At 57.6% G+C, this 24,063-nt stretch carries 23 protein-coding genes; 14 read left to right on the forward strand and 9 right to left on the reverse strand.

Annotated elements, in window-relative coordinates; translation table 11 throughout:
• Positions 1 to 61: 61 nt before the first annotated feature.
• Positions 62 to 715, forward strand: a complete 654-nt coding sequence (gene ribB / locus GM298_RS08390; RefSeq protein WP_008502964.1) for a 3,4-dihydroxy-2-butanone-4-phosphate synthase — start codon at positions 62 to 64, stop codon at positions 713 to 715.
• Between the two features lie 31 nt (positions 716 to 746).
• On the opposite strand, the gene zupT is transcribed toward ribB, so the two are convergent.
• Complete coding sequence (gene zupT, locus GM298_RS08395) at positions 747 to 1,520, reverse strand: zinc transporter ZupT (RefSeq protein ID WP_025758519.1); 774 nt, start codon at positions 1,518 to 1,520, stop codon at positions 747 to 749.
• 196 nt (positions 1,521 to 1,716) lie between these two features.
• On the opposite strand from zupT, the gene ygiD reads away from it, so the two are divergent.
• A complete protein-coding gene (gene ygiD / locus GM298_RS08400) occupies positions 1,717 to 2,505 on the forward strand; it encodes a 4,5-DOPA dioxygenase extradiol (RefSeq protein ID WP_025758517.1) in 789 nt (262 codons plus the stop codon).
• A gap of 93 nt (positions 2,506 to 2,598) precedes the next feature.
• Here ygiD and GM298_RS08405 read toward each other — a convergent pair whose 3' ends face one another.
• The 3 genes from GM298_RS08405 to tolC form a co-directional block, all read right to left on the reverse strand.
• Positions 2,599 to 3,759 (reverse strand): glutathionylspermidine synthase family protein, encoded by a 1,161-nt coding sequence (locus tag GM298_RS08405; protein WP_025758516.1) that lies wholly within the window; start codon positions 3,757 to 3,759, stop codon positions 2,599 to 2,601.
• Positions 3,760 to 3,761: 2 nt separating this feature from the next.
• A complete protein-coding gene (locus tag GM298_RS08410; protein WP_025758515.1) occupies positions 3,762 to 4,427 on the reverse strand; it encodes a DUF1190 family protein in 666 nt (221 codons plus the stop codon).
• A gap of 194 nt (positions 4,428 to 4,621) precedes the next feature.
• Positions 4,622 to 6,100, reverse strand: a complete 1,479-nt coding sequence (gene tolC / locus GM298_RS08415; RefSeq protein WP_094918780.1) for an outer membrane channel protein TolC — start codon at positions 6,098 to 6,100, stop codon at positions 4,622 to 4,624.
• Positions 6,101 to 6,304: 204 nt separating this feature from the next.
• Here tolC and nudF point away from each other — a divergent pair, with 204 nt between their 5' ends.
• The 5 genes from nudF to parE are packed head-to-tail and all read left to right on the forward strand — an operon-like array spanning position 6,305 to position 10,713.
• Positions 6,305 to 6,937 (forward strand): ADP-ribose diphosphatase, encoded by a 633-nt coding sequence (nudF, locus tag GM298_RS08420; protein WP_025758512.1) that lies wholly within the window; start codon positions 6,305 to 6,307, stop codon positions 6,935 to 6,937.
• A complete protein-coding gene (locus GM298_RS08425; RefSeq protein WP_003862516.1) occupies positions 6,934 to 7,356 on the forward strand; it encodes a DUF1249 family protein in 423 nt (140 codons plus the stop codon). Before nudF ends, GM298_RS08425 begins: the two co-directional genes overlap by 4 nt.
• A 27-nt stretch (positions 7,357 to 7,383) precedes the next feature.
• Positions 7,384 to 8,211 (forward strand): 3',5'-cyclic-AMP phosphodiesterase, encoded by an 828-nt coding sequence (gene cpdA / locus GM298_RS08430; protein ID WP_045285910.1) that lies wholly within the window; start codon positions 7,384 to 7,386, stop codon positions 8,209 to 8,211.
• On the forward strand, positions 8,211 to 8,792 hold the full coding sequence (gene yqiA / locus GM298_RS08435; protein WP_045285909.1) for an esterase YqiA: 582 nt from the start codon (positions 8,211 to 8,213) through the stop codon (positions 8,790 to 8,792). Before cpdA ends, yqiA begins: the two co-directional genes overlap by 1 nt.
• Before the next feature lie 28 nt (positions 8,793 to 8,820).
• Complete coding sequence (gene parE / locus GM298_RS08440; protein ID WP_266153934.1) at positions 8,821 to 10,713, forward strand: DNA topoisomerase IV subunit B; 1,893 nt, start codon at positions 8,821 to 8,823, stop codon at positions 10,711 to 10,713.
• A gap of 83 nt (positions 10,714 to 10,796) precedes the next feature.
• Here parE and GM298_RS08445 read toward each other — a convergent pair whose 3' ends face one another.
• Positions 10,797 to 12,938, reverse strand: coding sequence for a TonB-dependent siderophore receptor (locus GM298_RS08445; protein WP_266153935.1), 2,142 nt, complete (start codon positions 12,936 to 12,938; stop codon positions 10,797 to 10,799).
• A 385-nt stretch (positions 12,939 to 13,323) separates the two neighbouring features.
• On the opposite strand from GM298_RS08445, the gene GM298_RS08450 reads away from it, so the two are divergent.
• Genes GM298_RS08450 through GM298_RS08470 form a run of 5 tightly spaced genes read left to right on the forward strand, consistent with a single transcriptional unit; the run spans position 13,324 to position 17,994 of the window.
• The gene (locus tag GM298_RS08450; RefSeq protein WP_266153936.1) at positions 13,324 to 14,133 is read left to right on the forward strand and encodes an ABC transporter ATP-binding protein; all 810 of its coding nucleotides are present in this window, start codon (positions 13,324 to 13,326) and stop codon (positions 14,131 to 14,133) included.
• Complete coding sequence (locus GM298_RS08455) at positions 14,130 to 15,113, forward strand: FecCD family ABC transporter permease (protein ID WP_266153937.1); 984 nt, start codon at positions 14,130 to 14,132, stop codon at positions 15,111 to 15,113. The genes GM298_RS08450 and GM298_RS08455 overlap by 4 nt, the downstream gene beginning before the upstream one ends.
• On the forward strand, positions 15,110 to 16,150 hold the full coding sequence (locus GM298_RS08460; protein WP_266153938.1) for a FecCD family ABC transporter permease: 1,041 nt from the start codon (positions 15,110 to 15,112) through the stop codon (positions 16,148 to 16,150). Before GM298_RS08455 ends, GM298_RS08460 begins: the two co-directional genes overlap by 4 nt.
• Positions 16,151 to 16,159: 9 nt before the next feature.
• Complete coding sequence (locus GM298_RS08465; protein WP_266153939.1) at positions 16,160 to 17,110, forward strand: iron-siderophore ABC transporter substrate-binding protein; 951 nt, start codon at positions 16,160 to 16,162, stop codon at positions 17,108 to 17,110.
• Positions 17,107 to 17,994: a MurR/RpiR family transcriptional regulator gene (locus GM298_RS08470; protein ID WP_047959473.1), complete on the forward strand. Its 888-nt coding sequence runs from the start codon at positions 17,107 to 17,109 to the stop codon at positions 17,992 to 17,994. Before GM298_RS08465 ends, GM298_RS08470 begins: the two co-directional genes overlap by 4 nt.
• A gap of 96 nt (positions 17,995 to 18,090) precedes the next feature.
• On the opposite strand, the gene GM298_RS08475 is transcribed toward GM298_RS08470, so the two are convergent.
• From GM298_RS08475 to qseB, 4 genes are all read right to left on the reverse strand, one after another.
• Positions 18,091 to 18,405, reverse strand: coding sequence for a putative quinol monooxygenase (locus tag GM298_RS08475; RefSeq protein WP_025758496.1), 315 nt, complete (start codon positions 18,403 to 18,405; stop codon positions 18,091 to 18,093).
• 31 nt (positions 18,406 to 18,436) lie between these two features.
• A complete protein-coding gene (locus GM298_RS08480; RefSeq protein WP_008502985.1) occupies positions 18,437 to 19,018 on the reverse strand; it encodes an NAD(P)H-dependent oxidoreductase in 582 nt (193 codons plus the stop codon).
• Between the two features lie 105 nt (positions 19,019 to 19,123).
• The gene (gene qseC / locus GM298_RS08485; protein WP_088244375.1) at positions 19,124 to 20,473 is read right to left on the reverse strand and encodes a quorum sensing histidine kinase QseC; all 1,350 of its coding nucleotides are present in this window, start codon (positions 20,471 to 20,473) and stop codon (positions 19,124 to 19,126) included.
• Entirely contained in the window at positions 20,470 to 21,129 is a 660-nt protein-coding gene (gene qseB, locus GM298_RS08490; protein ID WP_266153940.1) for a quorum sensing response regulator transcription factor QseB, read from the reverse strand. The genes qseC and qseB overlap by 4 nt, the downstream gene beginning before the upstream one ends.
• 138 nt (positions 21,130 to 21,267) lie before the next feature.
• Between qseB and GM298_RS08495 the strand changes: the two genes are divergently transcribed.
• Positions 21,268 to 21,669: a YgiW/YdeI family stress tolerance OB fold protein gene (locus GM298_RS08495; protein ID WP_025758490.1), complete on the forward strand. Its 402-nt coding sequence runs from the start codon at positions 21,268 to 21,270 to the stop codon at positions 21,667 to 21,669.
• Positions 21,670 to 21,787: 118 nt separating this feature from the next.
• Positions 21,788 to 24,046 carry a DNA topoisomerase IV subunit A gene (gene parC / locus GM298_RS08500; RefSeq protein ID WP_045285901.1) on the forward strand — a complete coding sequence of 753 codons (2,259 nt, stop codon included), beginning with the start codon at positions 21,788 to 21,790 and terminating at the stop codon, positions 24,044 to 24,046.
• Positions 24,047 to 24,063 lie beyond the last annotated feature (17 nt).

Genomic DNA, 24,063 nt, shown 5'->3' on the forward strand with positions numbered 1-24,063 from the left:
TACGGCGCTCCTAAGACTGCCCTGATTCTGGTAACCATAATGTTAATGAGGTTTTTTTACCATGAATCAGACGCTACTTTCCTCTTTTGGCACTTCAACTCAACGTGTTGAACATGCACTGGATGCGCTGCGCGAAGGTCGCGGTGTGATGGTGCTTGACGATGAAAACCGTGAAAACGAAGGCGACATGATTTTCGCCGCCGAAAACATGACCGTTGAACAGATGGCGCTGACCATCCGTCACGGCAGCGGCATCGTATGCCTGTGTATTACTGAAGACCGTCGTAAGCAGCTTGAGCTGCCAATGATGGTTGAGAACAACACCAGCGCCTTCGGAACCGGTTTTACCGTGACCATCGAAGCCGCGCATGGCGTGACCACCGGTGTATCGGCGGCTGACCGTCTGACCACTGTCCGTGCCGCCATCGCCGATGACGCAAAACCTTCCGATCTGCACCGTCCTGGCCACGTCTTCCCACTGCGTGCGCAGGCGGGCGGCGTGCTGACCCGTGGTGGTCACACCGAAGCGACCATCGATCTGGTGACGCTGGCAGGCTTCAAACCCGCTGGCGTGCTGTGTGAACTGACCAACGACGACGGCACCATGGCGCGTGCGCCAGAGTGCATCACCTTCGCACGTCTGCACAACATGCCGGTCGTGACGATTGAAGATCTGATCGAGTATCGTCAGGCGCACGAGCGCAAAGCCAGCTGATGATAAAACGCCGGGACATCCCGGCGTTTTTTTACCCAATTCCTGCCGTCTGCAGCAATACCAGGCTGAACCCCATCACCGACATTCCGCACAGCACGCCGTAACTGGGGTTGTTGTTCGGGTCAATCTCTTTCGCCAGCGGCATCAGTTCATCCACCGAAAGCGCGACCATAATCCCGGCCACCGCTGCCATGATGGCCGCCATCACAACAGGCGAGACCAGGCTGCCGAGGATCAGCCAGGCCAGCACGCCGCCAAGAATTTCTGCCATGCCGGATATCCCTGCCCAAAACACGGCCGTCCGCTTTGAACCCGTGGCGGCATAAACCGGCCCGGCAACGGCCAGTCCTTCAGGAATATTGTGTAAGGCGACCGCCAGCGCGATGCCGAAGCCCATCTCAAGATTACTGCTGGCCGTCACATAGGTGGCGACCCCTTCCGGGAAGTTATGCAGGCTGATGCCCAGCGTCAGCAGAATCGCCGTGCGCTTAATATTCCGCGGCATGGGGGTAATGTTTTTCTGCATTAAATCCTGCGGATGCGCGTGCGGTAGCATACGGTCAAGAGCAAAGTACCCCAGCAGGCCAAAGACAAACATACCGTAACCCAGCAGCGGAGACATGCCCTCTGTGCCCAGCGCGGCGGGGAGCATCTCCATCAGGGAGATAAGCAGCATGATCCCGGCAGCAAAGCCCAGTGAAAAGGCCAGTACGCGGTTAGACGGCTTCTGGCCAAGCACGCCGAGGAGTGCACCGATAAAGGTTGCGGCGCCCGCCAGGATGGTCAGGATCAAGGGGACTGACATGCATTGCTCCTTGTGATAATGATTCTCATTAATCCTAATGATTCACTACGCGTAAAGCGAGAGAGGGAACGCTGTTTTACACATTCCTTACATTCAAATTTCCTGATGATGATCTTCACGCTTATCAGCGTTCATCCTGGCCCGATTGCGCGTAATGTAGCACCATTAAATTGACACCTTCTGTAAGGATATCACCATGACTACTTCCCGTATGCCAGCCCTGTTTTTAGGCCACGGTAGCCCCATGAACGTGCTGGAAGATAACGTCTATACCCGCGCATGGCATCATCTGGGCGAAACGTTGCCGCGTCCAAAAGCGATTGTGGTGGTGTCTGCACACTGGTTTACCCGTGGGACGGGCGTGACCGCCATGGAAACGCCAAAAACCATTCATGATTTCGGCGGCTTCCCGCAGGCGCTGTATGACACACATTATCCGGCCCCCGGCTCGCCTGAGCTGGCACAAAAGCTGGTTGATTTGCTGGCACCTGTCCCGGTCGCGCTGGATAAAGAAGCCTGGGGCTTTGACCATGGCTCGTGGGGCGTGCTGATCAAAATGTACCCTGATGCGGATATCCCGATGGTGCAGCTGAGCATCGACAGCACCAAACCGGCCGCCTGGCACATGGAGATGGGGCGCAAGCTGGCTTCGCTTCGTGATGAAGGCATCATGCTGGTGGCGAGCGGCAACGTGGTGCATAACCTTCGCACGGCACGCTGGCACGGTGAAAATACCCCGTACCCGTGGGCAACATCGTTTAACGACTTTGTAAAAGCGAACCTGTCCTGGCAGGGCCCGGTGGAGGAGCATCCGCTGGTGAACTATCTGGATCACGAGGGCGGTTCGCTCTCTAACCCGACGCCGGAGCATTTCCTGCCGCTGCTGTACGTTCTTGGCGCATGGGATGGACAAGAGCCGATTACGATCCCGGTTGACGGTATTGAGATGGGAAGTTTGAGTATGCTGTCGGTGCAGGTGGGATAATAAAAGCAAAACGGCAACGTCAGGTTGCCGTTTTTGGTGTTTACTCCCTCTCCCTGTGGGAGAGGGCCGGGGTGAGGGCATCAGGCCGCAGCCTTACTCAATAAAGATGTGCGGATAAAACCGTGACAGATCCTGCGTGATCAGCGCGCGATCTTCGCGGATGCCAATTCCGGCTGGTTGATCGTTGATGAGCCAACTGCCAATCAGCGTATAACTGTCGCCAAATTTCGGCAGTTGATAGAACTCCTGGACGATCATCCCTTCTTCGCCGTAAGGTCCTTCAACCGCTTCCAGCGTTTTACCGTTTTCAATAATGGAGACGTTTGCCCCCTCGCGAGAGAAGATAGGCTTCACGACATATTTTTCCATTTGCGGGTAATCATCTTCCGCAAAATAGGCCGGCAGCAGGTTCGGGTGGTTCGGGAACATCTCCCACAGCATCGGCAGCAGGGCCTTGTTGGAGATAATGCTCTTCCAGGCCGGTTCCAGCCAGCGTACGCCCGCATCTTCCAGCTTGGTGGAGAACATCTCACGCAGCATGTATTCCCACGGGTAGAGTTTGAACAGGTTACTGATCACCTGGTCCTGCATGTCGGTAAACTGGCCTTTCTCACCCAGGCCGATATCCTCGATATAGAGGAACTCGGTCGCCACTTCCGCTTCGGCCGCACAGTCCTGCAGATACTGAACCGTGCCACGGTCTTCTTCCGTGTCGCGGCAGCAGGCGAGATGCAGCAGGTTGAAGCCATGCTGTTCACGCAGCTCGGCAAAACGCTCGATCAGCTTTTCCTGAAGGCTGTTGAACTGGTCGCTGCCTTCCGGCAGGTTTCCGGCGTTCATCTGGTCTTCCAGCCAAATCCACTGGAAGAACGCCGCTTCGTACAGGGAGGTCGGCGTATCGGCGTTGTTTTCCAGCAGCTTAGGTTCACCCACGCCGTCCCATGCCAGATCAAGACGAGAGTAAAGCGAAGGCTGATTCGTTTTCCACGACTGACGTACAAAGCCCCAGGTGTGCTTTGGAATGCGGAACTTTGTCATCAGCGCGTCGCTGTCGATAACCTTTTCCACGACCTTCAGGCACATCTGGTGCAGCTCGGCCGTCACCGCTTCCAGTTTTTCAACCTGGGCCAGCGACAGCCTGTAATAGGCGTCTTCACACCAGTACGGCTCACCGTACATGGTGTGGAAGTTAAAACCGTATTCGGTGGCTTTTTCGCGCCAGTCCGGGCGTTCGGTAATACTGACTCGTTCCATGATCAGCCGCCCATTGAGCGAGAAGAGGTGCCTGTCGCGCTACGCTGCATGCTGGTCTGTTTCGCCACAGACTCACCAAATCCGCCGCGGGTGATGGTGCTGGTGGTGGCCGGTTTCGGTGCCATTGCCGTTTTCGGTACGGTCACGGTGCGGCCTGGGGTAGCTGCGCCGTAGCCTTTGCCGCTGGCATCGGTGTATTGGCCATAAGCCGGGCTGGCCGGGTTTTTCGAGCTAAACAGCGGCTGCTGCTGATAACCCGCACCGCCACCCATCAGGCGGCCCATCATGTAGCCAGCCATCAGCGGCATCCAGAAGCTGCCGCTGGACTGCGCCTGCGCCTGATTTTCTGGCGCCGTGCCCGCCTGAGCAGGCGTCTGCTGGCACTGTCCTTCACCAAACTCGGCCACGCAGTCTTCGCGTGAGGCATATTTCGGCGCGGTACGTTCCGCTTCTTTCAGGGCATTGGTGTAGGCCGTCTTACATTCGGCGGCTTTACCGGTTGCCGCAGAGCAGTCGTCTGCATTTTGATACAGCGAAACCGTTTCGTCGTTTTTCTCACAGCCTGCCAGCATAAAGACCGCGGTGACCGCCAGCGCAACAGGGGTGAGATGACGGGCGTTCCAGCTTTTGCGGAACGACGCGTGATTAATGGATTTTGTCCGTTTCATGTTTGTCTTCCAGGACCCAGTGGTAATAACGCTCAGGATAGAGGATGAGTGGTTGAAAATGAAGCGAAGAGGGGCGGAATCAGGGGGATCTTTACGTTGGCTTACGTTCAGGTGTGATTTTGCGCCAGGTGGCGCTGCGCTGACCCGGCCTACGATTCAGTAGGCCCGATAAGCGAAGCGCCATCGGGCAATGCTTAGTTACGGAACGGATTATTGCCTTTGCTGGCGGACGTCGTGGTACGCGCAGCGGCTGGCTGTGCAGCAGGCGCGCTGCTGTCAGCGTTGAAGTTATCAACCGCGGCTACCTGCTCCGGGTTCTCTGGTGCAACACTGTCCGGAGAAGTTGAGACCGGTTTGCCCAGCGCGCTGTTCAGCATCTGCAGATCCTGCTCGTTCAGCGTACCCAGAGCCTGTTTGATGTTCAGCTGGTTAATCAGGTACTGGTAACGAGCGCTGGAGAGCTGCTGTTTGGCGTTGTACAGCGTGGTGGTCGCGTCCAGCACGTCAACGATAGTACGTGTACCGACGGAGTAACCCGCTTCCATCGCATCCAGGGAGCTCTGTGCAGACACCACGGCCTGTTTATAGGCGTTGATGCTGCTGATCGACGCGTTCACGTTGTTGAAGGAAGAACGCACGGTCTGCACCACGTTGCGGTGCGCGCTTTCCAACTGCTCGCTCGCGCCCACAAAGTTGTACTGCGCCTGTTTCACCTGAGAGTTGACCTGACCGCCCTGATACAGCGGCAGGGAGAAGCTCAGACCCACTTTGTTCTGACCCATATTGCTGTCGTCATACTGGGCAGAATTGGTTTTAGAGCCGCTGTAGGTCGTGTCAGAAACACCGGTAGACGCGCTCAGGCTCAGGGTTGGCAGGTGGCCGTCCTGTGCCTGACGAATCTGCTCGCGGGCCAGGTCCTGGCTCAGACGCGCCTGCAGCAACGTCAGGTTGCGGTTTTCCGCCTCTTTAAGCAGGGCGTTAACCGCCTGCGGTTTATCCGTTTTGAAGTTGTCCACGTTCAGGGAGGCCAGTTCCGGGTAGTAATTCCCGGTGACCTGACGCAGGGATTCCAGCGCGTTATCGAGGTTGTTACGCGCGGTCACTTCGTTGGCCAGCACGGTGTCGTACTGTGAACGGGCGTTCTGCACGTCGGTGATCGCCACCAGACCCACGTTGAAACGCTGGGTGGTTTGATCTAACTGACGGTAAATGGCCTGTTTCTGCGCTTCGGTGTAGGAGAGCGCGTCGATCGCGCTCAGCACGTTAAAGTAAGCTGTGGCCGTGTTCAGGATCAGCGTTTGCTGGTCGGTCTGATAGGTCACATCCTGAATGCCCGCGCTCTTTTCCTGCAGGGTCAGGGCGCGCCATTTGGACATATCAAACAGCGTTTGTGTCAATTGCAGTGAGGCGCTGGTAGCATTGGAGTTAACGCCGTTAGCGTCGCGGAAACCGTTGCTGTAGGTATAATCTGCACCTAAGCCTAACTGCGGCAGCAGTGGGCTACGTGCTTCGTTAATCTTTTCAAACGCAGCATCACGATCGGCCGCTGATTTACGTAAATCAGGGTTGCCCAGACGTGCCTGCTGGTAGACCTGTAACAGGTTTTCCGCCTGGCTCATTGCACTGAAGCCCGTCAGGCTCAGGCCGATAAGGATGGGGAGCAATTTCTTCATTTGCATTCCTTGTTGTGAAGCAGTATTAGCGCTGATCTAATTAAAAAATAATTGCCGATTCTAACAGAATCATCCACACCAAAAGGTTGGCGTTACGTGCCATCTGGCGGTAATTTGCACCAATCTACCATAGAGCCTTACAAACGGCAGCCAAACAGCCTTGAAATTCATCATTTCATCACTATTGCTACCAGGACCCGACTCATGCAAAAACCAGAAAAGTTGCCCGTGACATTCGCCAAAAACGATGTAGAAATTATTGCACGAGAAACGCTTTATAGCGGTTTTTTTTCGATGGAACTTTACCGTTTCCGGCATCGCCTGTTTAACGGTGAAATGAGCGGCGAAATCCGACGCGAAATTTTTGAGCGCGGCCATGCGGCAGTCTTGCTACCCTTTGACCCAGTGCGTGACGAAGTTGTGCTGGTGGAGCAGATCCGCATCGCCGCTTATGACGTCAGTGAAAGCCCGTGGCTGCTGGAAATGGTGGCCGGGATGATCGAAGAAGGTGAGTCGGTCGAGGACGTCGCCCGGCGCGAGGCGCTGGAAGAGGCGGGGCTGGTGGTGGGCCGCACCAAACCGGTGTTGAGCTATCTGGCAAGCCCGGGGGGCACCAGCGAGCGCTTGTCCATTATGGTTGGCGAAGTGGACGCCACGACGGCGGAAGGGATCCACGGTCTGGCAGATGAAAACGAAGATATTCGGGTTCATGTGGTGAGCCGGGAACAGGCTTATCAGTGGGTAGAAGAGGGGAAAATCGACAACGCAGCGTCTGTCATCGCCCTGCAATGGCTACAGCTGCATTATCAGACATTACGAAACGAGTGGAAAAAATGAAGCGCTATACGCCTGACTTCCCAGAAATGATGCGCCTGTGCGAAACCAATTTCGCACAATTGCGCCGCCTGCTGCCGAGAAACGACGCACCCGGCGAAACGGTAAGCTATCAGGTGAGCAATGCGCAGTATCGGTTAACGATAACAGAATCAACGCGCTACACTACGCTGGTGGAGATTGAGCAAACGGCCCCCAGCATCAGTTACTGGAGCCTGCCGTCGATGACGGTGCGCCTCTATCACGACGCGATGGTCGCTGAAGTGTGTTCAAGTCAGCAGATCTTTCGTTTCAAGGCGCGGTATGATTATCCGAATAAAAAGTTGCATCAACGCGACGAAAAGCATCAAATTAACCAGTTTTTAGCCGACTGGCTAAGGTATTGTTTAGCACATGGAGCAATGGCGATTCCGGTTTGTTAGCGTCATAAACCTACCTAAGGACACCATTTGGAAAGCCTGTTGAACCTGACTGTTGCTGGTGGGGCGCCAGTCAGGATATTACAAATCACCGATACCCACCTTTTTGCCGAAAAGCATGAGACGCTGCTGGGGGTCAATACCTGGGAGAGTTATCAGGCGGTACTTAGCGCCATTCACGCTGAAAATCGTGCATGCGATCTGATTGTCGCAACCGGCGATCTGGCGCAGGATCAATCCTCCGCGGCCTACCAGCATTTCGCTGAAGGCATCGCGAGCTTTAGCGTGCCTTGCGTCTGGCTGCCTGGAAACCATGATTTCCAGCCGGCGATGTACAGTTCTCTTCAGGATGCGGGCATTTCTCCGGCGAAATGTGTTTTTGCGGGTGAACAGTGGCAGATCCTGCTGCTGGACAGTCAGGTATTCGGCGTTCCGCACGGTGAGTTAAGCGAGTTTCAACTCGACTGGCTGGAGACCAAACTGGCTGCTGAGCCTGAACGTCATACGCTGCTGTTGCTTCATCATCATCCTCTGCCCGCGGGGTGCAGCTGGCTCGATCAACACAGCCTGCGCAACTCTGCGGCGCTGGATCACGTACTGGCGAAGTTCCCGCGGGTAAAAAACCTGCTGTGCGGACATATTCATCAGGAACAGGATCTCGACTGGAATGGACGCCGTATGCTGGCGACGCCGTCGACCTGCGTGCAGTTTAAACCGCACTGCGCCAACTTTACGCTGGATACCATCGCACCAGGCTGGCGCTGGCTGGACCTGCATGCCGATGGCACGCTGACCACGGAAGTCTGTCGTCTGACCGGCGCAAAATTCCGCCCGGATACCGCTTCAGAAGGCTACTGATGTCTACGCTCCTTTATCTGCACGGATTCAACAGCTCGCCGCGCTCCGCAAAAGCGACACAGTTTCGCCACTGGCTGAGCGAGCATCACCCCGACGTTGAGATGATCATCCCGCAGCTGCCGCCCTATCCTGCGGAGGCCGCGGAGATGCTGGAATCTATTGTGCTCGAACACGGCGGCGAGTCATTCGGTGTGGTCGGCTCATCGCTGGGCGGGTACTACGCCACCTGGCTGTCGCAATGCTTCATGCTGCCGGCCGTTGTGGTCAATCCGGCGGTACGGCCATTTGAGCTGCTGCGGGACTTTCTTGGCGAAAACGAGAACCCCTACACCGGCCAGCAATATGTGCTAGAGTCACGCCATATTTACGATCTCAAAGTTATGCAGGTCGACCCGCTTGAAGCGCCGGATCTCATCTGGCTGCTGCAACAGACGGGAGATGAAGTGCTGGATTACCGCCAGGCAGTGGCGTATTACGCATCCTGCCGCCAGACTATAGAAGAGGGCGGAAATCATGCTTTCACGGGCTTTGAGAATCATTTCACCCAGATTGTCGATTTTCTTGGACTGCACAGCCACTGACAATCAATGCGAATTGCTAGTTTAAATCATGACGCAAACCTATAACGCAGATGCCATTGAGGTCCTCACCGGGCTAGAGCCGGTTCGCCGCCGCCCGGGGATGTACACCGATACGACGCGCCCAAACCATCTGGGCCAGGAAGTTATTGATAACAGTGTGGACGAAGCGCTGGCGGGTCATGCCAAACGCGTTGACGTCATCCTGCATGCCGATCAGTCGCTGGAAGTTATCGACGACGGGCGCGGCATGCCGGTGGATATCCACCCGGAAGAGGGGGTGCCTGCCGTCGAGCTGATCCTCTGTCGTCTGCATGCGGGCGGTAAGTTCTCCAATAAAAACTACCAGTTCTCCGGTGGTCTGCACGGCGTAGGCATTTCCGTCGTCAACGCCCTGTCGAAACGCGTGGAAGTTAACGTTCGTCGCGACGGTCAGGTGTACAACATCGCGTTTGAGAACGGCGAGAAGGTGCAGGATCTGCAGGTGGTTGGCACGTGCGGTAAACGCAACACCGGCACCAGCGTCCACTTCTGGCCTGATGAAAGCTTCTTCGACAGCCCGCGTTTTTCTGTTTCCCGCCTGACGCACCTGCTGAAAGCCAAAGCGGTGCTTTGCCCTGGCGTGGAAATCACCTTCAAAGACCACGTTAACAACACCGAGCAGAGCTGGCATTACGAAGATGGCCTTAATGACTATCTGTGCGAAGCGGTAAACGGCCTGCCGACGCTGCCGGAAAAACCGTTCGTCGGTAATTTCGCCGGTGACACCGAAGCGGTGGACTGGGCACTGCTCTGGCTGCCGGAAGGTGGCGAGCTGCTGACCGAAAGCTACGTTAACCTGATCCCCACGATGCTCGGCGGGACCCACGTCAACGGCCTGCGTCAGGGTCTGCTGGATGCGATGCGCGAGTTCTGCGAATACCGCAATATCCTGCCGCGCGGCGTGAAGCTCTCGGCGGAAGATATCTGGGATCGCTGCGCCTACGTGCTCTCCGTGAAGATGCAGGATCCGCAGTTTGCCGGGCAGACCAAAGAGCGCCTCTCTTCACGTCAGTGCGCGGCCTTTGTCTCCGGCGTGGTGAAAGATGCGTTTACCCTGTGGCTGAACCAGAACGTGCAGGCGGCAGAGATGCTGGCCGAAATGGCCATCTCCAGCGCCCAGCGTCGTCTGCGTGCGGCCAAGAAAGTGGTGCGTAAAAAGCTGACCAGCGGCCCTGCGCTGCCGGGTAAGCTGGCGGACTGTACCGCGCAGGATCTCAACCGTACCGAACTGTTCCTCGTGGAAGGGGACTCGGCAGGGGGATCGGCCAAGCAGGCGCGCGATCGCGAATATCAGGCGATCATGCCGCTCAAGGGTAAGATCCTGAACACCTGGGAGGTCTCGTCTGATGAAGTGCTGGCCTCGCAGGAAGTGCACGATATCTCGGTGGCGATCGGCATCGATCCTGACAGTGACGATCTGAGCCAGCTGCGCTACGGCAAGATCTGTATCCTCGCGGATGCGGACTCCGATGGTCTGCACATCGCTACGCTGCTGTGCGCGCTGTTTGTGAAACACTTCCGCACGCTGGTGAAAAACGGTCACGTCTACGTGGCGCTGCCGCCGCTATACCGTATCGATCTCGGCAAAGAGGTGTACTACGCGCTGACGGAAGAAGAGAAAGCGGGCGTGCTGGAACAGCTTAAACGTAAGAAGGGCAAACCAAACGTACAGCGCTTTAAAGGGCTGGGCGAGATGAACCCGATGCAGCTGCGCGAAACGACGCTGGATCCGAACACCCGCCGTCTGGTACAGCTGACGATCAGCGACGAAGACGAACAGCAAACCAACGCCATGATGGATATGCTCCTTGCCAAGAAACGTTCGGAAGACCGTCGTAACTGGTTGCAGGAGAAAGGCGATATGGCGGATATTGAGGCCTGATGCCCTCACCCTAACCCTCTCCCACAGGGAGAGGGAATGGATCGTAGGCCCGGTAAGCATTAGCGCCACCGGGCTTTTTTACATCAAAACTCCATCTTCACCGTAAACTGCACTTCGCGCGGGTCGCCAATCTGGTTACCCAGATTGTTGGTGGCGATAGATGAGGTGTAGTAGGTCTTATCAAACAGATTTTTGACGTTCACCTGCAGCGTCACCGGATACTGCAGCTTTATCTTATACGCCGCAAACGCATCCGCCACGAAATAGCCCGGCAGATAATAATCCGCCCCGTTGGTCGCTGAACGACGGCTCACGCCATGCCCGCCGCCGCCCAGCGTCAGGGTATTCCCGGCAAACGCATTATGAATATCGTAGGTCAGGAACAGGGAGCCGGTATGGCGCGGCACGTTCGGCAGCGGTTTGCCGGCATAGTCCGGATCTTCCAGCACTTTCGCGTCGGTATAGCCATAGCTGGCGATGATATTGGTGTTCTCGGTCAGCGACCCGGCAATATCCACCTCCACGCCCTGGGAGCGCACGCGTCCCGCAGTTTTGGCGATGGTTTCCCCGCCAATGCTCTCGGTGTACAGCACGTTGCGCTTGTGAATATCAAACAGCGCGATATTGGCGGTAATCCCGTCGAACAGATCGAATTTTGCACCCACTTCATAGGCATTCGACGTTTCCGGCGGCAGGTCACCGATGTAGCTCGCAATCGACGACTGCGGCATAAACGTTTGTGAGTAGTTGGCAAACAGCGAGACGGATGGCGTGAGCTTGTAAACCAGCCCCAGCTTTGGCGTCCACTGCTCGTCGCGGCTGTCGGTATTGATGTTGAACGGACGACCTTTGCCCGCGTACTGGGTGTAATACTGATAGCGCAGCCCGGCGACGGCGATCCAGTTGTCGGTCAGGTACAGGGCATCCTGCGCGTAGGCCGAGTAGCTCTCCTGCTTGAGCGTCTGGTCGCTGTCGGACGCCGACACGGTGGTGCATTTGCCGAGGTTGCCATACGTCGGATGGTAGATATTGAAATCTTTCACGTTCTTACAGCGCATCATGTCTGTGCGCAGCAGATCGTAATTTTCATACGACACGCCGGTCAGGATCTCATTGTAAAAACCGGCAATATCCACATTCCCCTGCAGATCCGCGCGGGTGCTGTGCATGCGCTGGGTCGATCCCTGGGTGGCATCCACGCGGCGGGTCAGGTTGCCGGTTTTTGAATCATAGGCCATCACGCGGGCCTGATTATCGCTGTATTTATCCTGACTGTAGCTGTAGTCGAACTTTGCGGTCCACTGGCTGTTGAGACGATATTCCGCGTTGAGCTGGGCGAGGTCCGACTGCCCGTCAGTGATATTAAACGGCTCGTCAAAGCGGGTTTTACGATCCACGTTTACCGGCTGTTTGGTGTTGAGATCGAAGATCGTCCCGCGATCGAACGGCGTCTTATAGTCGCGATGGGAATAGAGCACGGTTACGGTGGCATCATCACCAAACCAGGTGAGCGACGGAGCGATAAAAGTGCTGCGTTCGTTACCAAAATTACGCCAGTAATCCTCGTCCTGATATTCCCCTGTGAGGCGATACGCCAGACGGGTGCCCTCTATCGGGCCGGTGACGTCAACCTGTCCGGTGCCGCCGCCAAAGCTGGAAGAAGTGGCAGAAATCGACCCGCCGAAGCGCTGTTCCGGGCGTTTGGTGACCACGTTAATCAGCCCGCCGGGATCGAGAATGCCATAAAGCGTTGAGGCCGGACCTTTCAGCACCTCCACGCGTTCGGTTGCGGCATTAAAGCTGCGCGGCAGCACGGTGCGCAGACCGTTGGTCATGATCGAGCCGTCACGGTTCGCGCCAAACCCGCGGCGCACAAACGCATCCTGCGTGCCGCCCAGCGTGTTGGTCTGCACCACGTTGCTGACGTTGTAGAGCGCTTCATCCAGCGTGGTGGCGTGTTGATCCTGAAGCACCTTATCGCTGACGGTATTCACCACCTGCGGGATATCCAGCATCGGCATGTTGGTTAGCGTGGCGGTGGAGGTATTCAGCGGCTGATAGCCATTCGTGGCTTCCGCCGTAGTAGTTGGATCGGCCGTGACGGTCAGCGTTTCGCCGTCTTTAGCCGCGGTGGTGTCTGCTGCCTGCACCAGCGGCGCCATAAACAGCAGTGAAAAGAGCGCGCGCCCTTTTACCCCAGAGAGTGAAGGTGTGAACGTAGCCATTACATCTGTTATCCCGAAATATTCCGCAAAAGACGTTTCGCGGAAGAATGTGTGAGTCATTGCCCCTTACGGTCTGCCCGTTAGCCAGAACTAGCATCGGACATGTAATTGAGAATCATTCAATCATGAGCAGATGTAGTAGTAAATGGAAAAAAGCATAAATCGACTACAGCGAGAAATAAGGAGATAAAGCGTAACGGCGACAGAGTTAATTTATTGAAAATAAAGTTGATATAAAGCTATCCGAGCTCGCTTGCTTGTCCGTTTTCCCCTGGTTTTTACAGGGTGTTTCTTCGCTTGACTACTACAGGGCGCAGCGTCAAACTTCTCAAAAGAGAATGAGTTTTATTTTTATTTATTGGCTTTTCATTACGTTGGCGTTCACGTGGCTCACAACACAAACAAACCGGGACTGGTTCTGAAGAACCTCTCTGCGGGGTATCAGAAAAAAATCATCATTGATGGGCTCACCCTTGCGATCCCTCAGCAGAAAATGACGGTGCTGGTAGGAGCGAACGGCTGCGGGAAATCCACGCTGTTGAGCACTATCGCGCGGCTGCTGCGGCCACTTGGGGGGACTGCGCTGCTGGATGGCAAAGCCATTCATGAGCAGCCGACCAAAGCGGTCGCCCGTCAGCTTGGCATTCTGCCGCAGTCCCCGCTGTTGCCGGAAGGGTTAACCGTTTTTGAACTGGTCTCGCGCGGGCGTTATCCCTGGCAAAACGTTATGCGCCAGTGGAGCGAAGAGGACGAACTGGCGGTGGAAGAGGCCCTGCGCCTGACCGGTACGGCAGCGTTTGCCCATATGCCGGTAGAAAGCCTGTCCGGCGGTCAGCGACAGCGCTGCTGGATCGCGATGGCGCTGGCGCAGCAAACGCCGTATATCCTGCTGGATGAACCCACCACCTTTCTCGATCTTCGCTACCAGGTAGAGATCCTCGAACTGCTACATACGCTGACGCGTGAGCACGGGCGTACCGTGCTGGTGGTGTTGCACGACCTTAACTTCGCCGTGAACTATGGCGATACGCTGGTCTTTTTACGCCAGGGAAAGGTGGAGGGGGTATTGCATGAGGGGGACGTTTGTACGCCAGAGCTTATTAAAGCGGTGTTCGATGTCGACGTGCATATGTCCATCAACCCGTTAACCGGCAAACCGTTCTTTATGCCGTTTCGCCAGGTCGCTGAAAAATGATCCGCACCTCTCTGGCGTTTACCCTTTTTGTCTTACTGCTGACGGCGGGCGCGATTGCCCATCTGGGAACTGGCGCGCGTGTTATTCCGCCCTGGACAGTGGCCCAGGCCTTTTTCGCTTTCGACCCGCACAATTTCGACCATAACATCATCATCAGGCTGCGCCTGTTACGCCTGATGGCGGCCACGATCGTTGGCGCGGCGCTGGGCGTGGCGGGGGTATTATTACAGTCGGTCATCCGCAACCCGCTGGCTGAGCCGCATATTCTCGGGCTCAATGCCGGGGCGGCGCTGGCGGTGGTGCTGACGAGCGCGCTGGGCCTGACCCTGCCAGTGGGGCAGCCGCTTATTGCCGCTGCCGGTGCCGCCACGCTGTTTTTGCTGGTACTGGTGTTCTCCTCTTCCGGGCGGACCGGACTCACGCCGATGAAAGTCACCCTGTGCGGCGTCGCGATGTCGGCCTTTGCCTCGTCAGTGACCGCCGCCGTGCTGATTCTGGACGAACAAACGCTGCTCTCCCTGCGCACCTGGCTGGCGGGTGATGTCGCCGGGGTCAACGCACAGACGCTGCAGAGCGCCCTGTGGGCCGCCACCGCCGGTTTTGTTCTCGCTCTTGCGCTGTCGCCTTCGCTCAATATGCTGGCGCTTGGCGACAACATGGCGCAGGGGCTTGGCGTATCGCTGCTGAAAACCCGTTTGCTCGCTCTGCTGGCTATCGCGCTGCTCTGCGGCGCGGCCGTCTCCATCGCCGGGCCGATTGGTTTTATTGGCCTTGTGGTGCCGCAGCTCATTCGCCGTCTGGTGTCGGTCGATCTGCGGGTGATGGTGCCGCTGTCTGCGCTGTGCGGCGCGCTGGTTCTGCTGCTGGCGGATATCGCGGCCCGGACGCTGTTTACGCCCTGGGAGCTGGCAACCGGCATCATGACTGCCCTGGTTGGCGCCCCCGTCTTTATCTTCATGGCGTCGAGGATGTTTAAATGAACCGCGCCGGACTGCGTGCGTTGCGCGTTGGCACCTTCTCGGCGCTGGTTCGTCCAAAGGCGCTGGCGTGTCTTGCCATCCTGACGCTGGCCGCCTGCCTGCTGACCGGTTTTGGCCTGACGCACGGTTCCCTGCCTATTCCCAGCTCCGCCATCGGACGCGCGCTGTTTATGCCTGAAAGTCTGACAACAGAGACGCGCTACATCGTGATGGACATCCGTCTGCCGCGTCTGCTGATGGCGATCCTGTGCGGCGCAATGCTCGGCATGGCAGGGGCGGCCATGCAGTCCATCACCCGCAATGGCCTGGCCGATCCGGGACTGATCGGCGTGAAAGAGGGCTGTAGCACAGCGGTACTGCTGCTGATTTTTCAGTTCCCGGCGCTGAGCCTGGCGTGGCGTCCGCTGGTCGGGATGGCCGGGGGGCTGCTCACCGCGCTGCTGGTGATAGCCCTGGCGCGGGATATCTCGCGCCCGCGATTTATTCTGATCGGTATTGGCGTGTCGTGGGCCTTTGCCGCGGCAATGGGGGTTTTTATCACCACTGCTGACGTGCGCGACGTGCAGACGGCGATGCTGTGGCTGGCGGGAAGCCTGCATGCGGCAAACTGGACGCTGGTGGGGCTGGCCGCGCTCTGGACTGTCCCCGCGTTTGCGCTGCTGCTGTTTACCGCCCGGGCTGCAGACGTGGCGTTGCTCGGCAACCAGACGGCAACGGGCCTTGGGATTCGTACCACCCGGCTGGCGCTGCTGCGGGTTCTTGCCCCGGTGGTGCTGACGGCGGCCTGCGTCTCCTGCGTGGGCAGTATTGGCTTCGTGGGGCTGATTGCCCCGCACATGGCACGCCTGCTGCTGCGCGGTGGTCAAACCGCGCTCCTGACGGGCAGTGCCGTGCTGGGAGCGCTGCTGGTGCTGCTGGCGGATAACATTGGACGGCTGGCATTCCTCCCGCTGCAACTGCCGGCGGGCATTGTCATTTCATTAATTGGCGGACCGTTTTTCCTGCTGCTGCTCTGGCAGCGCCGGGACAGATTTTAGAGGACGATAATGCGCGTACTTTTTTCGATGCTGTTGCTGGTGGGGTTTGCAGTGAGTGCGGCGGAGCCGACTCAAACATTTACCGACGATTTGGGACGTAAGGTTGTTGTGCCGCTTCACCCAAAGCGGATCGTCTCGCTGCATGATCTGGATATCACCATTCCGCTGATTGAGCTTGGCGTGCCACCGGTCGCAAGCCATGGCCGCACGCGCCCGGACGGTAGCCACTTTCTGCGCTCCAGCGGCATGTTGACGGGCGTCGATTTCGATAACTCCGACATCAAATTTATCGGCACGGCCGATATCGACATTGAAGCCATTGCCGCCGCCAAACCTGACCTGATCATTACCGAGCCGACCCGTAATACGCCGGTGGAACAGCTTGCGAAAATTGCCCCGACGGTGAGTATCGATCACCTCGACGGCGGTGCGCCGGAAATCTACCGCAAGCTGGCGCAGCTTACCGGTACGCAGGCGCGGCTGAAAATCCTGGAGCGCCGTTATCAGGAACAAATCAAAGCGCTGAAGGCAACCCTCGACACCCGCCATATCACCGTGTCGGTCATTCAGGCCAACCAGGGGAAAATTAACGCCATGCACAGCTACCACTCGCTTGGACGCGTGCTGCGCGACGCAGGATTCACATTCCCGCCGTTGATTGAGAGCATCCCGGACGGAGGGCGCATTGACGTCAGCGCCGAGCGCCTGCCGGAGCTGGATGCCGATTTTGTCTTTGCTACCTGGCGTGGGGACACCGGCGGAAAACCGCAGGATGAGCTGGCGGCAATGGATGCCGTGATGCCGGGCTGGTGCCAGTTTCTGAACGCCTGCCGGACCGGACACTACGTGCTGATCTCACGCGAGGAGGCCATCCCGAATTCGTTCGCCTCGTTAGGGCTGATGGCCGCGCAGGTGCAGTCGCAGATTGCCGGGCGTCCGCTGCCGGAGGCATCACGGTGATCCGCAAAGAGAAAGGTCGCGTGGATGTTTATGGCGAACGTTTTCGCGCGCGGGCGCATCAGCTGACGCCGCGTCTGCTGCAGGTCGCCCGCTATATTCATGACAATCGCGAAGCGGTGATGGAGCAGACGGCAATGGAGATCGCCACGCAGCTTAAAACGTCAGACGCCACGGTGGTTCGCGCGATCCAGGCGCTGGGCTTTGCCGGGCTGCGCGATCTCAAGCAGACCCTGGAGCAGTGGTTTGGTCCGGTGGTGACCTCGAGCGAAAAAATCTCCTCTACGGTCAATACGCTCACCAGCGACGTGAATGCGAGTATCGATTTTGTGCTGGAAGGGCACCAGCACACCTGCGAGGTGTTGTCGCAACCGCACAACCGCTACGCGATGGCCCAGGCGGTCTCACTGCTGGCACAGGCAAGGCAGGTCGCCCTGTTTGGGATTGGCGCCTCCGGCATTCTGGCCGAGTACACCGCCAGGTTGTTCAGCCGGATGGGGCTGCCCGCCACGCCGCTTAATCGCACCGGAATAGGCCTTGCTGAACAGCTGATAGCGCTTCAGCGCGGCGACGTGCTGGTGATGATGGCGCAGAAATCCGCGCACCGGGAAGGGCAAACTACGCTGCGTGAAGCGAAACGTCTGGGCATCCCCACCATTTTGCTGACCAACGCGCTGGATTCACGTTTCAGTAAAGAGGCAAGCGTAGTGATCCACGTCCCGCGCGGCGGTGAAAAGGGTAAAATTCCGCTCCATGGCACGGTGCTGCTGTGTCTGGAGATGCTCATTTTATCCGTCGCCGCCACCGAGCCGCAGCGCACCATCAGGTCCATGAAGCGCATTAACGAGCTACACCGTGGGTTAAAACCGGGGAAGAAAAGCAGCTAAAAACAACAAAGCCCGGTGGCGCTGGCGCTTACCGGGCCTACGATTCAGGTTTTGTAGGCCGGGTAAACGCAGTGCCACCCGGCAAATTTCACAAATTTAAACCCCTTGCTCCAGAATGCGGATGTGGGTTTCCAGCACGTCACCTTTCACGGCATCACTCCACGCTTTCATGTGCGCGGTCTGCAGATGCGCTTCAAGGTGCGCGACGGTTTCCCACTGCTCAACCATGATGATCGAGTCTGGTGCGGTCGCCTGGAAGCTGGCGTGAGTGGCGGCATCCACCATCGGCGCGTAGCCGTGGCAGCCTTCTTCTTTCAGTACGGTTGGGATAATTTTCGCGAACTGATCCAGCACCGCCTGGCGGTGATGTTGACCTGGACGAGTACGGATTTCTGCAATAACGGTAAGCATTGTGACTACTCCTTTAATTCCAGGTTACCAGTTAAGCAAAAATTTCCGCGAGATGCTTGCGATATTCTGCGATATAGCGCGGGACATCAGGCATTTTAATCACGTCGTTGACGATAAAGGTCGGCAGCGGATCCATGCCCAGGAACTGGTTAGCCTTGTGGAACGGCAGGTACGCGCCGTCAACGCCCACCCCTTCGAAGAACTGATCTTTCTCGGTGAAAGCTTCCAGCGGGGCGTTCCAGGTGAGCGACAGCATATATTTTTTGCCCTGAATCAGGCCGCCGGAACCGTATTTTTTAGACGCATCTGAGCGGGTGCGGCCGTCGCTGGCATACAGCGAGCCGTGACCTTCAGTGAACACATCGTCCATGTATTTTTTCACGGTCCACGGTGCGCCCATCCACCAGCCAGGCATCTGCCAGATCACCACGTCAGCCCACAGGAAGTTCTGCACTTCGGCTTTCACATCGTAATCGCTGTCTGCGCGCACGACCTTAACATCATGCCCGGCGTCGCGCAGGAAACCGTCCGCGACCTCGGTCAGGGTGTCATTCAGCTGGCCTTTCGAGTGCGCGAACTCTTTCGCGCCGTTGATAATCAGAATGTTGCTCATTATTTGTCCTCGTCGATGAGAGTATGGCGAGTATTCTACGCGCGAGGGCGGGACGGTAAAATGAGCAAAATGTGCAAAGTCTTTTGCATTAAACGCAATAATATCCTACCAGCTGACCCTGACTTCAAGCCCCCCTTCCGGCGCATTGTTCAGCGAGACACGCAGTCCATGTAGCGCAGCAATACGTTTCACAATGGATAACCCCAGCCCGCTGCCCGTCGCATCCTGGCCGGGCGGGCGATAAAACCGCTCGCCGATACGCGCCAGCGCCTCGGGGGAAATCCCCGGGCCGTTGTCGCGCACGGTGAAGCTCCGGGTATCCAGCGTCACGTCCACCACGCTGCCGCGCGGGCTGTAGCGAATCGCGTTATCCAGCAGGTTACGCACCAGCAGGCTCATCAGCAGTGGCTGACCCGTGCGTGTCACCTCCGGGGCATGAATGTTCAGGCGAATATCCGTGCCCGCCTGCTGAGCCGGATGCCAGATATCCAGCACCGCTGACTGCAGTAAATCGGCCATCGTGATGGGTTCGACATCTTCCAGATTGTCCAGCGAGTCCAGACGCGAGAGCGTAAGGAGCTGATCCACCAGCCGGGAGGCGCGGTCGATCCCCGCATGAAGCTGCGAAAGTGCTTTTTCCTGCGCCTGTGGGTCATCCAGAGAGAGTTGCGCCACGTCGGTTTGCACTTTCAGGGCCGCCAGTGGGCTGCGCAGCTCGTGAGCGGCATCGGAGGTAAAACGACGCTCGCGGATCATCATCTCCTGGGTACGTGCGAAGAGATGATTCAGCGCGTCAAGCAGGGGGCGCACTTCCGCAGGGACACCCTGCGTCGGCAGAGTATCGGTGGCATCCGGCGAGCGGGCGCGCAGGGTCTGGGCCAGCTTTTTCAGCGGCTTCAGTTCCCGGCTCAGGAGGACAATCAGCAACAGCAGCATCACCGGCAGCGCCACCAGCCAGGGCGTGAGCTGTGAACTGACCACGTCCAGCGCCATCTCCTGGCGGTACTCCCACTCCTGGCCGATCACCACGCGGTATTTCCCGTCGGGTGACGTCAGCCATAAGAAACGCCATTCATCGTTATCGTCTTTAAGCCTTCCGTTATCAAACCCGTCGCGACGATAGTGATACGGGATATCGCGCCCGTTTTCGCCGTCGTTGAGGATCATTTTGCCGTCGACGGCATAAATGGCGAAAGCCAGCGCGTCGTCATCCAGACGACCATGTTTCACTTTTTTCGGGATCTCGCGCATGCGCTCAGGGGCACGGATCTCGTCCAGATCCATCGTCAGCAGCCGTTTGGCGAACAGCATCTGCTGGGTATCAAACAGCTTATCCAGCTTGTGGGTCGTCTGCTGCCAGGCCACCAGACTGGCGGCAAACCATGCCGTCAGGGAGAGCGCTAAAAAGAGGAGCGTCAGGCGCAGCTTCAGGCTCAGGCGTTGCGTCAGTTTCATGCGTCACCCAGGGTATAGCCGATGCCGTGCACGGTGCGGATAAACTCGCTGCCAAGCTTGCGGCGCAGATGGTGGACGTGGACTTCCACCGCATTGCTGGAGACGTCGTCGTCCCAGGTGTAGAGCTTCTCTTCGATCGCTTTGCGCGGCAGCACGCGGCCGGCATTGCGCATCAGCAGCTCCAGCAGGGCGAACTCTTTGGGCTTGAGCGTCAGCGTTTCCCCCTCCAGCGTGGCGACGAGGCTTGTCGGGTCGAGAGTGACCTTTCCGTGGCGCAGCTCGCTGCGCGTCTGGCCGTGGCTGCGGCGGACCAGTGCTTCGAGGCGGGCCCCCACCTCGATCAGCGCGAATGGCTTACAGAGATAATCATCCGCGCCCAGGCGCAACCCTTCGACGCGCTGGTTAAGCGCATCCCGCGCGGTCAGGATCAATACCGGTTCGCTGCGGCCGCTTTCTCGCCATGCGCGCAGGATCTGAAGACCGTCGATTTCCGGCAGCGTCAGGTCCAGCACCACGGCATCGTAAGGTGCAGAGTAGAGTGCGGCCTGGCCGGTTTTTCCATCGGTAAACCAGTCCATGCTAAAGCCCATTTTGCTTAAGCCCGTTTTGATGCCGTCGCCAATGAGCTTGTCGTCTTCTACCAGTAAAATGCGCATATTCCCTCCTTGATGCCGTCAGTAAACCCTCTGAATCCGTCTGCTGTACAGTAAAAATAAATAAATTTTCCCCTTAAGAAGTTGTTAAGGATTACCCTGTTAAATGGTTTGCGAAACCAGATTAAAGGGAGAGTTAATATGAAAAAATTCGCTGCGATTGCTGCCATCATGATGATGACCACTGCCCCTGTTTTTGCTGCCCAGGGCGGATTTAACGGCCCGTCAGCCACGCAAACTCAGACTCACGCGCAGACAGGCGGGTTTGTTGATAATGACGCGAACCTCACCACCGCGGTGAAGGTTAAAGAGATGAAAGATGACAGCTGGGTGAAGCTGCGCGGGAACATTACCCAGCGTCTGTCCGACGACCGCTACACCTTCCGCGATGAGACCGGCACGGTAAACGTGGAGATTGACCACAAGCGCTGGAACGGCGTGACCGTCACCCCGCAGGATAAAGTTGAAATCCAGGGCAAGGTCGATAAAGAGTGGAACGATTTTGAAATCGACGTGAAGCAGATCATTAAGCTGAACAAATAACCCGGAAAGGGCCGCCTGAGCGGCCCTTTTTCTTTGTGACTCAACTCGTCAGATAGGGTAGTATCTGCGGCAATATTGCCTGAAACCCATCGGTTTCTGAGTTGAGGAATCACACGTAATGAGCGATATGGCAGAGCGCCTCGCGCTACATGAATTCACGGAAAACGCCTACCTGAACTACTCCATGTACGTCATCATGGACAGGGCGTTACCGTTTATCGGGGATGGCCTGAAGCCCGTACAGCGCCGCATCGTGTATGCGATGTCCGAACTGGGGCTGAATGCTACCGCCAAGTTCAAGAAATCCGCCCGTACCGTCGGTGACGTACTGGGTAAATACCATCCGCACGGTGACAGCGCCTGTTATGAAGCGATGGTGCTGATGGCCCAGCCATTCTCGTACCGCTATCCGCTGGTGGATGGTCAGGGGAACTGGGGGGCGCCGGACGATCCGAAATCCTTCGCGGCGATGCGTTATACCGAATCCCGTCTGTCAAAATATGCCGAAGTGCTGCTGGGCGAGCTGGGGCAGGGCACCGTTGACTGGGTGCCAAACTTCGACGGCACGCTGCAGGAGCCGAAGATGCTGCCTGCGCGTCTGCCGAACATCCTGCTGAACGGGACCACCGGTATCGCCGTTGGTATGGCGACGGACATTCCGCCGCACAACCTGCGTGAAGTGGCGAATGCCGCCATCACCCTGATTGAGCAACCGAAAACCTCGCTGGATGAGCTGCTGGATATCGTGCAGGGGCCGGACTTCCCGACCGAAGCCGAGATCATCACCTCACGCGCGGAAATCCGTAAAATTTACCAGAACGGTCGCGGCTCCGTGCGCATGCGCGCGGTGTGGACCAAAGAGGACGGCGCCGTGGTGATCACCGCGCTGCCGCATCAGGTCTCCGGCGCTAAAGTGCTGGAGCAGATCGCCGCCCAGATGCGCAACAAAAAGCTGCCGATGGTGGATGATCTGCGCGACGAGTCCGACCACGAAAACCCGACCCGTCTGGTGATTGTGCCGCGCTCTAACCGTGTGGACATGGAGCAGGTGATGAACCACCTGTTTGCCACCACCGATCTGGAAAAAAGCTACCGCATCAACCTGAACATGATTGGCCTCGACGGACGCCCGGCGGTGAAAAACCTGCTGGAGATCCTCACCGAATGGCTGACGTTCCGCCGCGATACGGTTCGCCGTCGTCTGAACCATCGTCTGGAGAAAGTGCTTAAGCGCCTGCATATCCTCGAAGGTTTGCTGGTGGCGTTCCTCAATATCGACGAGGTGATTGAGATCATCCGTACCGAGGACGAGCCGAAGCCTGCCCTGATGTCGCGTTTTGGCATCAGCGAAACCCAGGCCGAAGCGATCCTCGAACTGAAGCTGCGCCATCTCGCCAGACTGGAAGAGATGAAGATCCGCGGTGAGCAGAACGAGCTGGAAAAAGAGCGCGATCAGCTGCAGGCGATCCTCGCGTCCGAACGCAAGATGAATACTCTGCTGAAAAAAGAGCTGCAGGCCGATGCCGACGCGTTTGGTGACGACCGCCGTTCTCCGCTGCACGAGCGCGAAGAAGCGAAGGCGATGAACGAGCACGACATGCAGCCGTCCGAGCCGGTGACCATTGTCCTGTCGCAGAGCGGCTGGGTGCGCAGCGCCAAGGGGCACGATATCGACGCGCCGGGGCTCAGCTACAAGGCGGGCGACAGCTTCAAAGCGGCGGTGAAAGGTAAGAGCAACCAGCCGGTGGCGTTTATCGACTCCACCGGTCGCAGCTACGCCATCGACCCGATTACGCTGCCATCCGCGCGCGGGCAGGGCGAACCGCTGACCGGTAAGCTAACGCTGCCGCCGGGGGCTACGGTTGACCATATGCTGATGGAAGCCGATGACCAGAAACTGCTGCTGGCCTCTGATGCGGGTTACGGCTTTATCTGTACCTTTAACGATCTGGTCTCGCGTAACCGTGCCGGTAAGGCGCTGATTAGCCTGCCGGACAACGCTCACGTGATGCCGCCGCTGGTGATCGAGAACGAAAGCGATATGCTGCTGGCGATCACCACCGCCGGACGTATGCTGATGTTCCCGGTCAGCGATCTGCCGGAGCTGTCAAAAGGCAAGGGCAACAAGATCATCAACATCCCGTCGGCGGAAGCCGCGAAAGGCGAAGATGGCCTGGCGCACCTCTTCCTTCTGCCGCCGCAGAGCACGCTGACCATCCATGTCGGCAAGCGTAAAATCAAACTTCGTCCGGAAGAGCTGCAGAAAGTGGTGGGTGAGCGCGGTCGCCGCGGCTCGCTGATGCGCGGCCTGCAGCGTATCGACCGCGTGGAGATTGACTCTCCTGCACGCAGCTCCGCGGGTGACAGCGAAGAGTAATGTCGTGATATCCCCCC

Source organism: Enterobacter sp. HSTU-ASh6, from assembly GCF_026319105.1.
Taxonomy (GTDB): Bacteria; Pseudomonadota; Gammaproteobacteria; order Enterobacterales; family Enterobacteriaceae; genus Enterobacter; species Enterobacter sichuanensis.

Coding starts and splice junctions, on each gene's coding strand:
- GM298_RS08460 (WP_266153938.1), top strand. CDS start 15,110: ATGAACCGCGCCGGACTGCGTGCGTTGCGCGTTGGCACCTTCTCGGCG.
- parC (WP_045285901.1), top strand. CDS start 21,788: ATGAGCGATATGGCAGAGCGCCTCGCGCTACATGAATTCACGGAAAAC.
- GM298_RS08425 (WP_003862516.1), top strand. CDS start 6,934: ATGAAGCGCTATACGCCTGACTTCCCAGAAATGATGCGCCTGTGCGAA.
- qseC (WP_088244375.1), bottom strand. CDS start 20,473: ATGAAACTGACGCAACGCCTGAGCCTGAAGCTGCGCCTGACGCTCCTC.
- GM298_RS08410 (WP_025758515.1), bottom strand. CDS start 4,427: ATGAAACGGACAAAATCCATTAATCACGCGTCGTTCCGCAAAAGCTGG.
- GM298_RS08405 (WP_025758516.1), bottom strand. CDS start 3,759: ATGGAACGAGTCAGTATTACCGAACGCCCGGACTGGCGCGAAAAAGCC.
- nudF (WP_025758512.1), top strand. CDS start 6,305: ATGCAAAAACCAGAAAAGTTGCCCGTGACATTCGCCAAAAACGATGTA.
- GM298_RS08480 (WP_008502985.1), bottom strand. CDS start 19,018: ATGAGCAACATTCTGATTATCAACGGCGCGAAAGAGTTCGCGCACTCG.
- GM298_RS08495 (WP_025758490.1), top strand. CDS start 21,268: ATGAAAAAATTCGCTGCGATTGCTGCCATCATGATGATGACCACTGCC.
- GM298_RS08465 (WP_266153939.1), top strand. CDS start 16,160: ATGCGCGTACTTTTTTCGATGCTGTTGCTGGTGGGGTTTGCAGTGAGT.
- GM298_RS08475 (WP_025758496.1), bottom strand. CDS start 18,405: ATGCTTACCGTTATTGCAGAAATCCGTACTCGTCCAGGTCAACATCAC.
- GM298_RS08455 (WP_266153937.1), top strand. CDS start 14,130: ATGATCCGCACCTCTCTGGCGTTTACCCTTTTTGTCTTACTGCTGACG.
- yqiA (WP_045285909.1), top strand. CDS start 8,211: ATGTCTACGCTCCTTTATCTGCACGGATTCAACAGCTCGCCGCGCTCC.
- ribB (WP_008502964.1), top strand. CDS start 62: ATGAATCAGACGCTACTTTCCTCTTTTGGCACTTCAACTCAACGTGTT.
- ygiD (WP_025758517.1), top strand. CDS start 1,717: ATGACTACTTCCCGTATGCCAGCCCTGTTTTTAGGCCACGGTAGCCCC.
- qseB (WP_266153940.1), bottom strand. CDS start 21,129: ATGCGCATTTTACTGGTAGAAGACGACAAGCTCATTGGCGACGGCATC.
- parE (WP_266153934.1), top strand. CDS start 8,821: ATGACGCAAACCTATAACGCAGATGCCATTGAGGTCCTCACCGGGCTA.
- tolC (WP_094918780.1), bottom strand. CDS start 6,100: ATGAAGAAATTGCTCCCCATCCTTATCGGCCTGAGCCTGACGGGCTTC.
- GM298_RS08445 (WP_266153935.1), bottom strand. CDS start 12,938: ATGGCTACGTTCACACCTTCACTCTCTGGGGTAAAAGGGCGCGCGCTC.
- zupT (WP_025758519.1), bottom strand. CDS start 1,520: ATGTCAGTCCCCTTGATCCTGACCATCCTGGCGGGCGCCGCAACCTTT.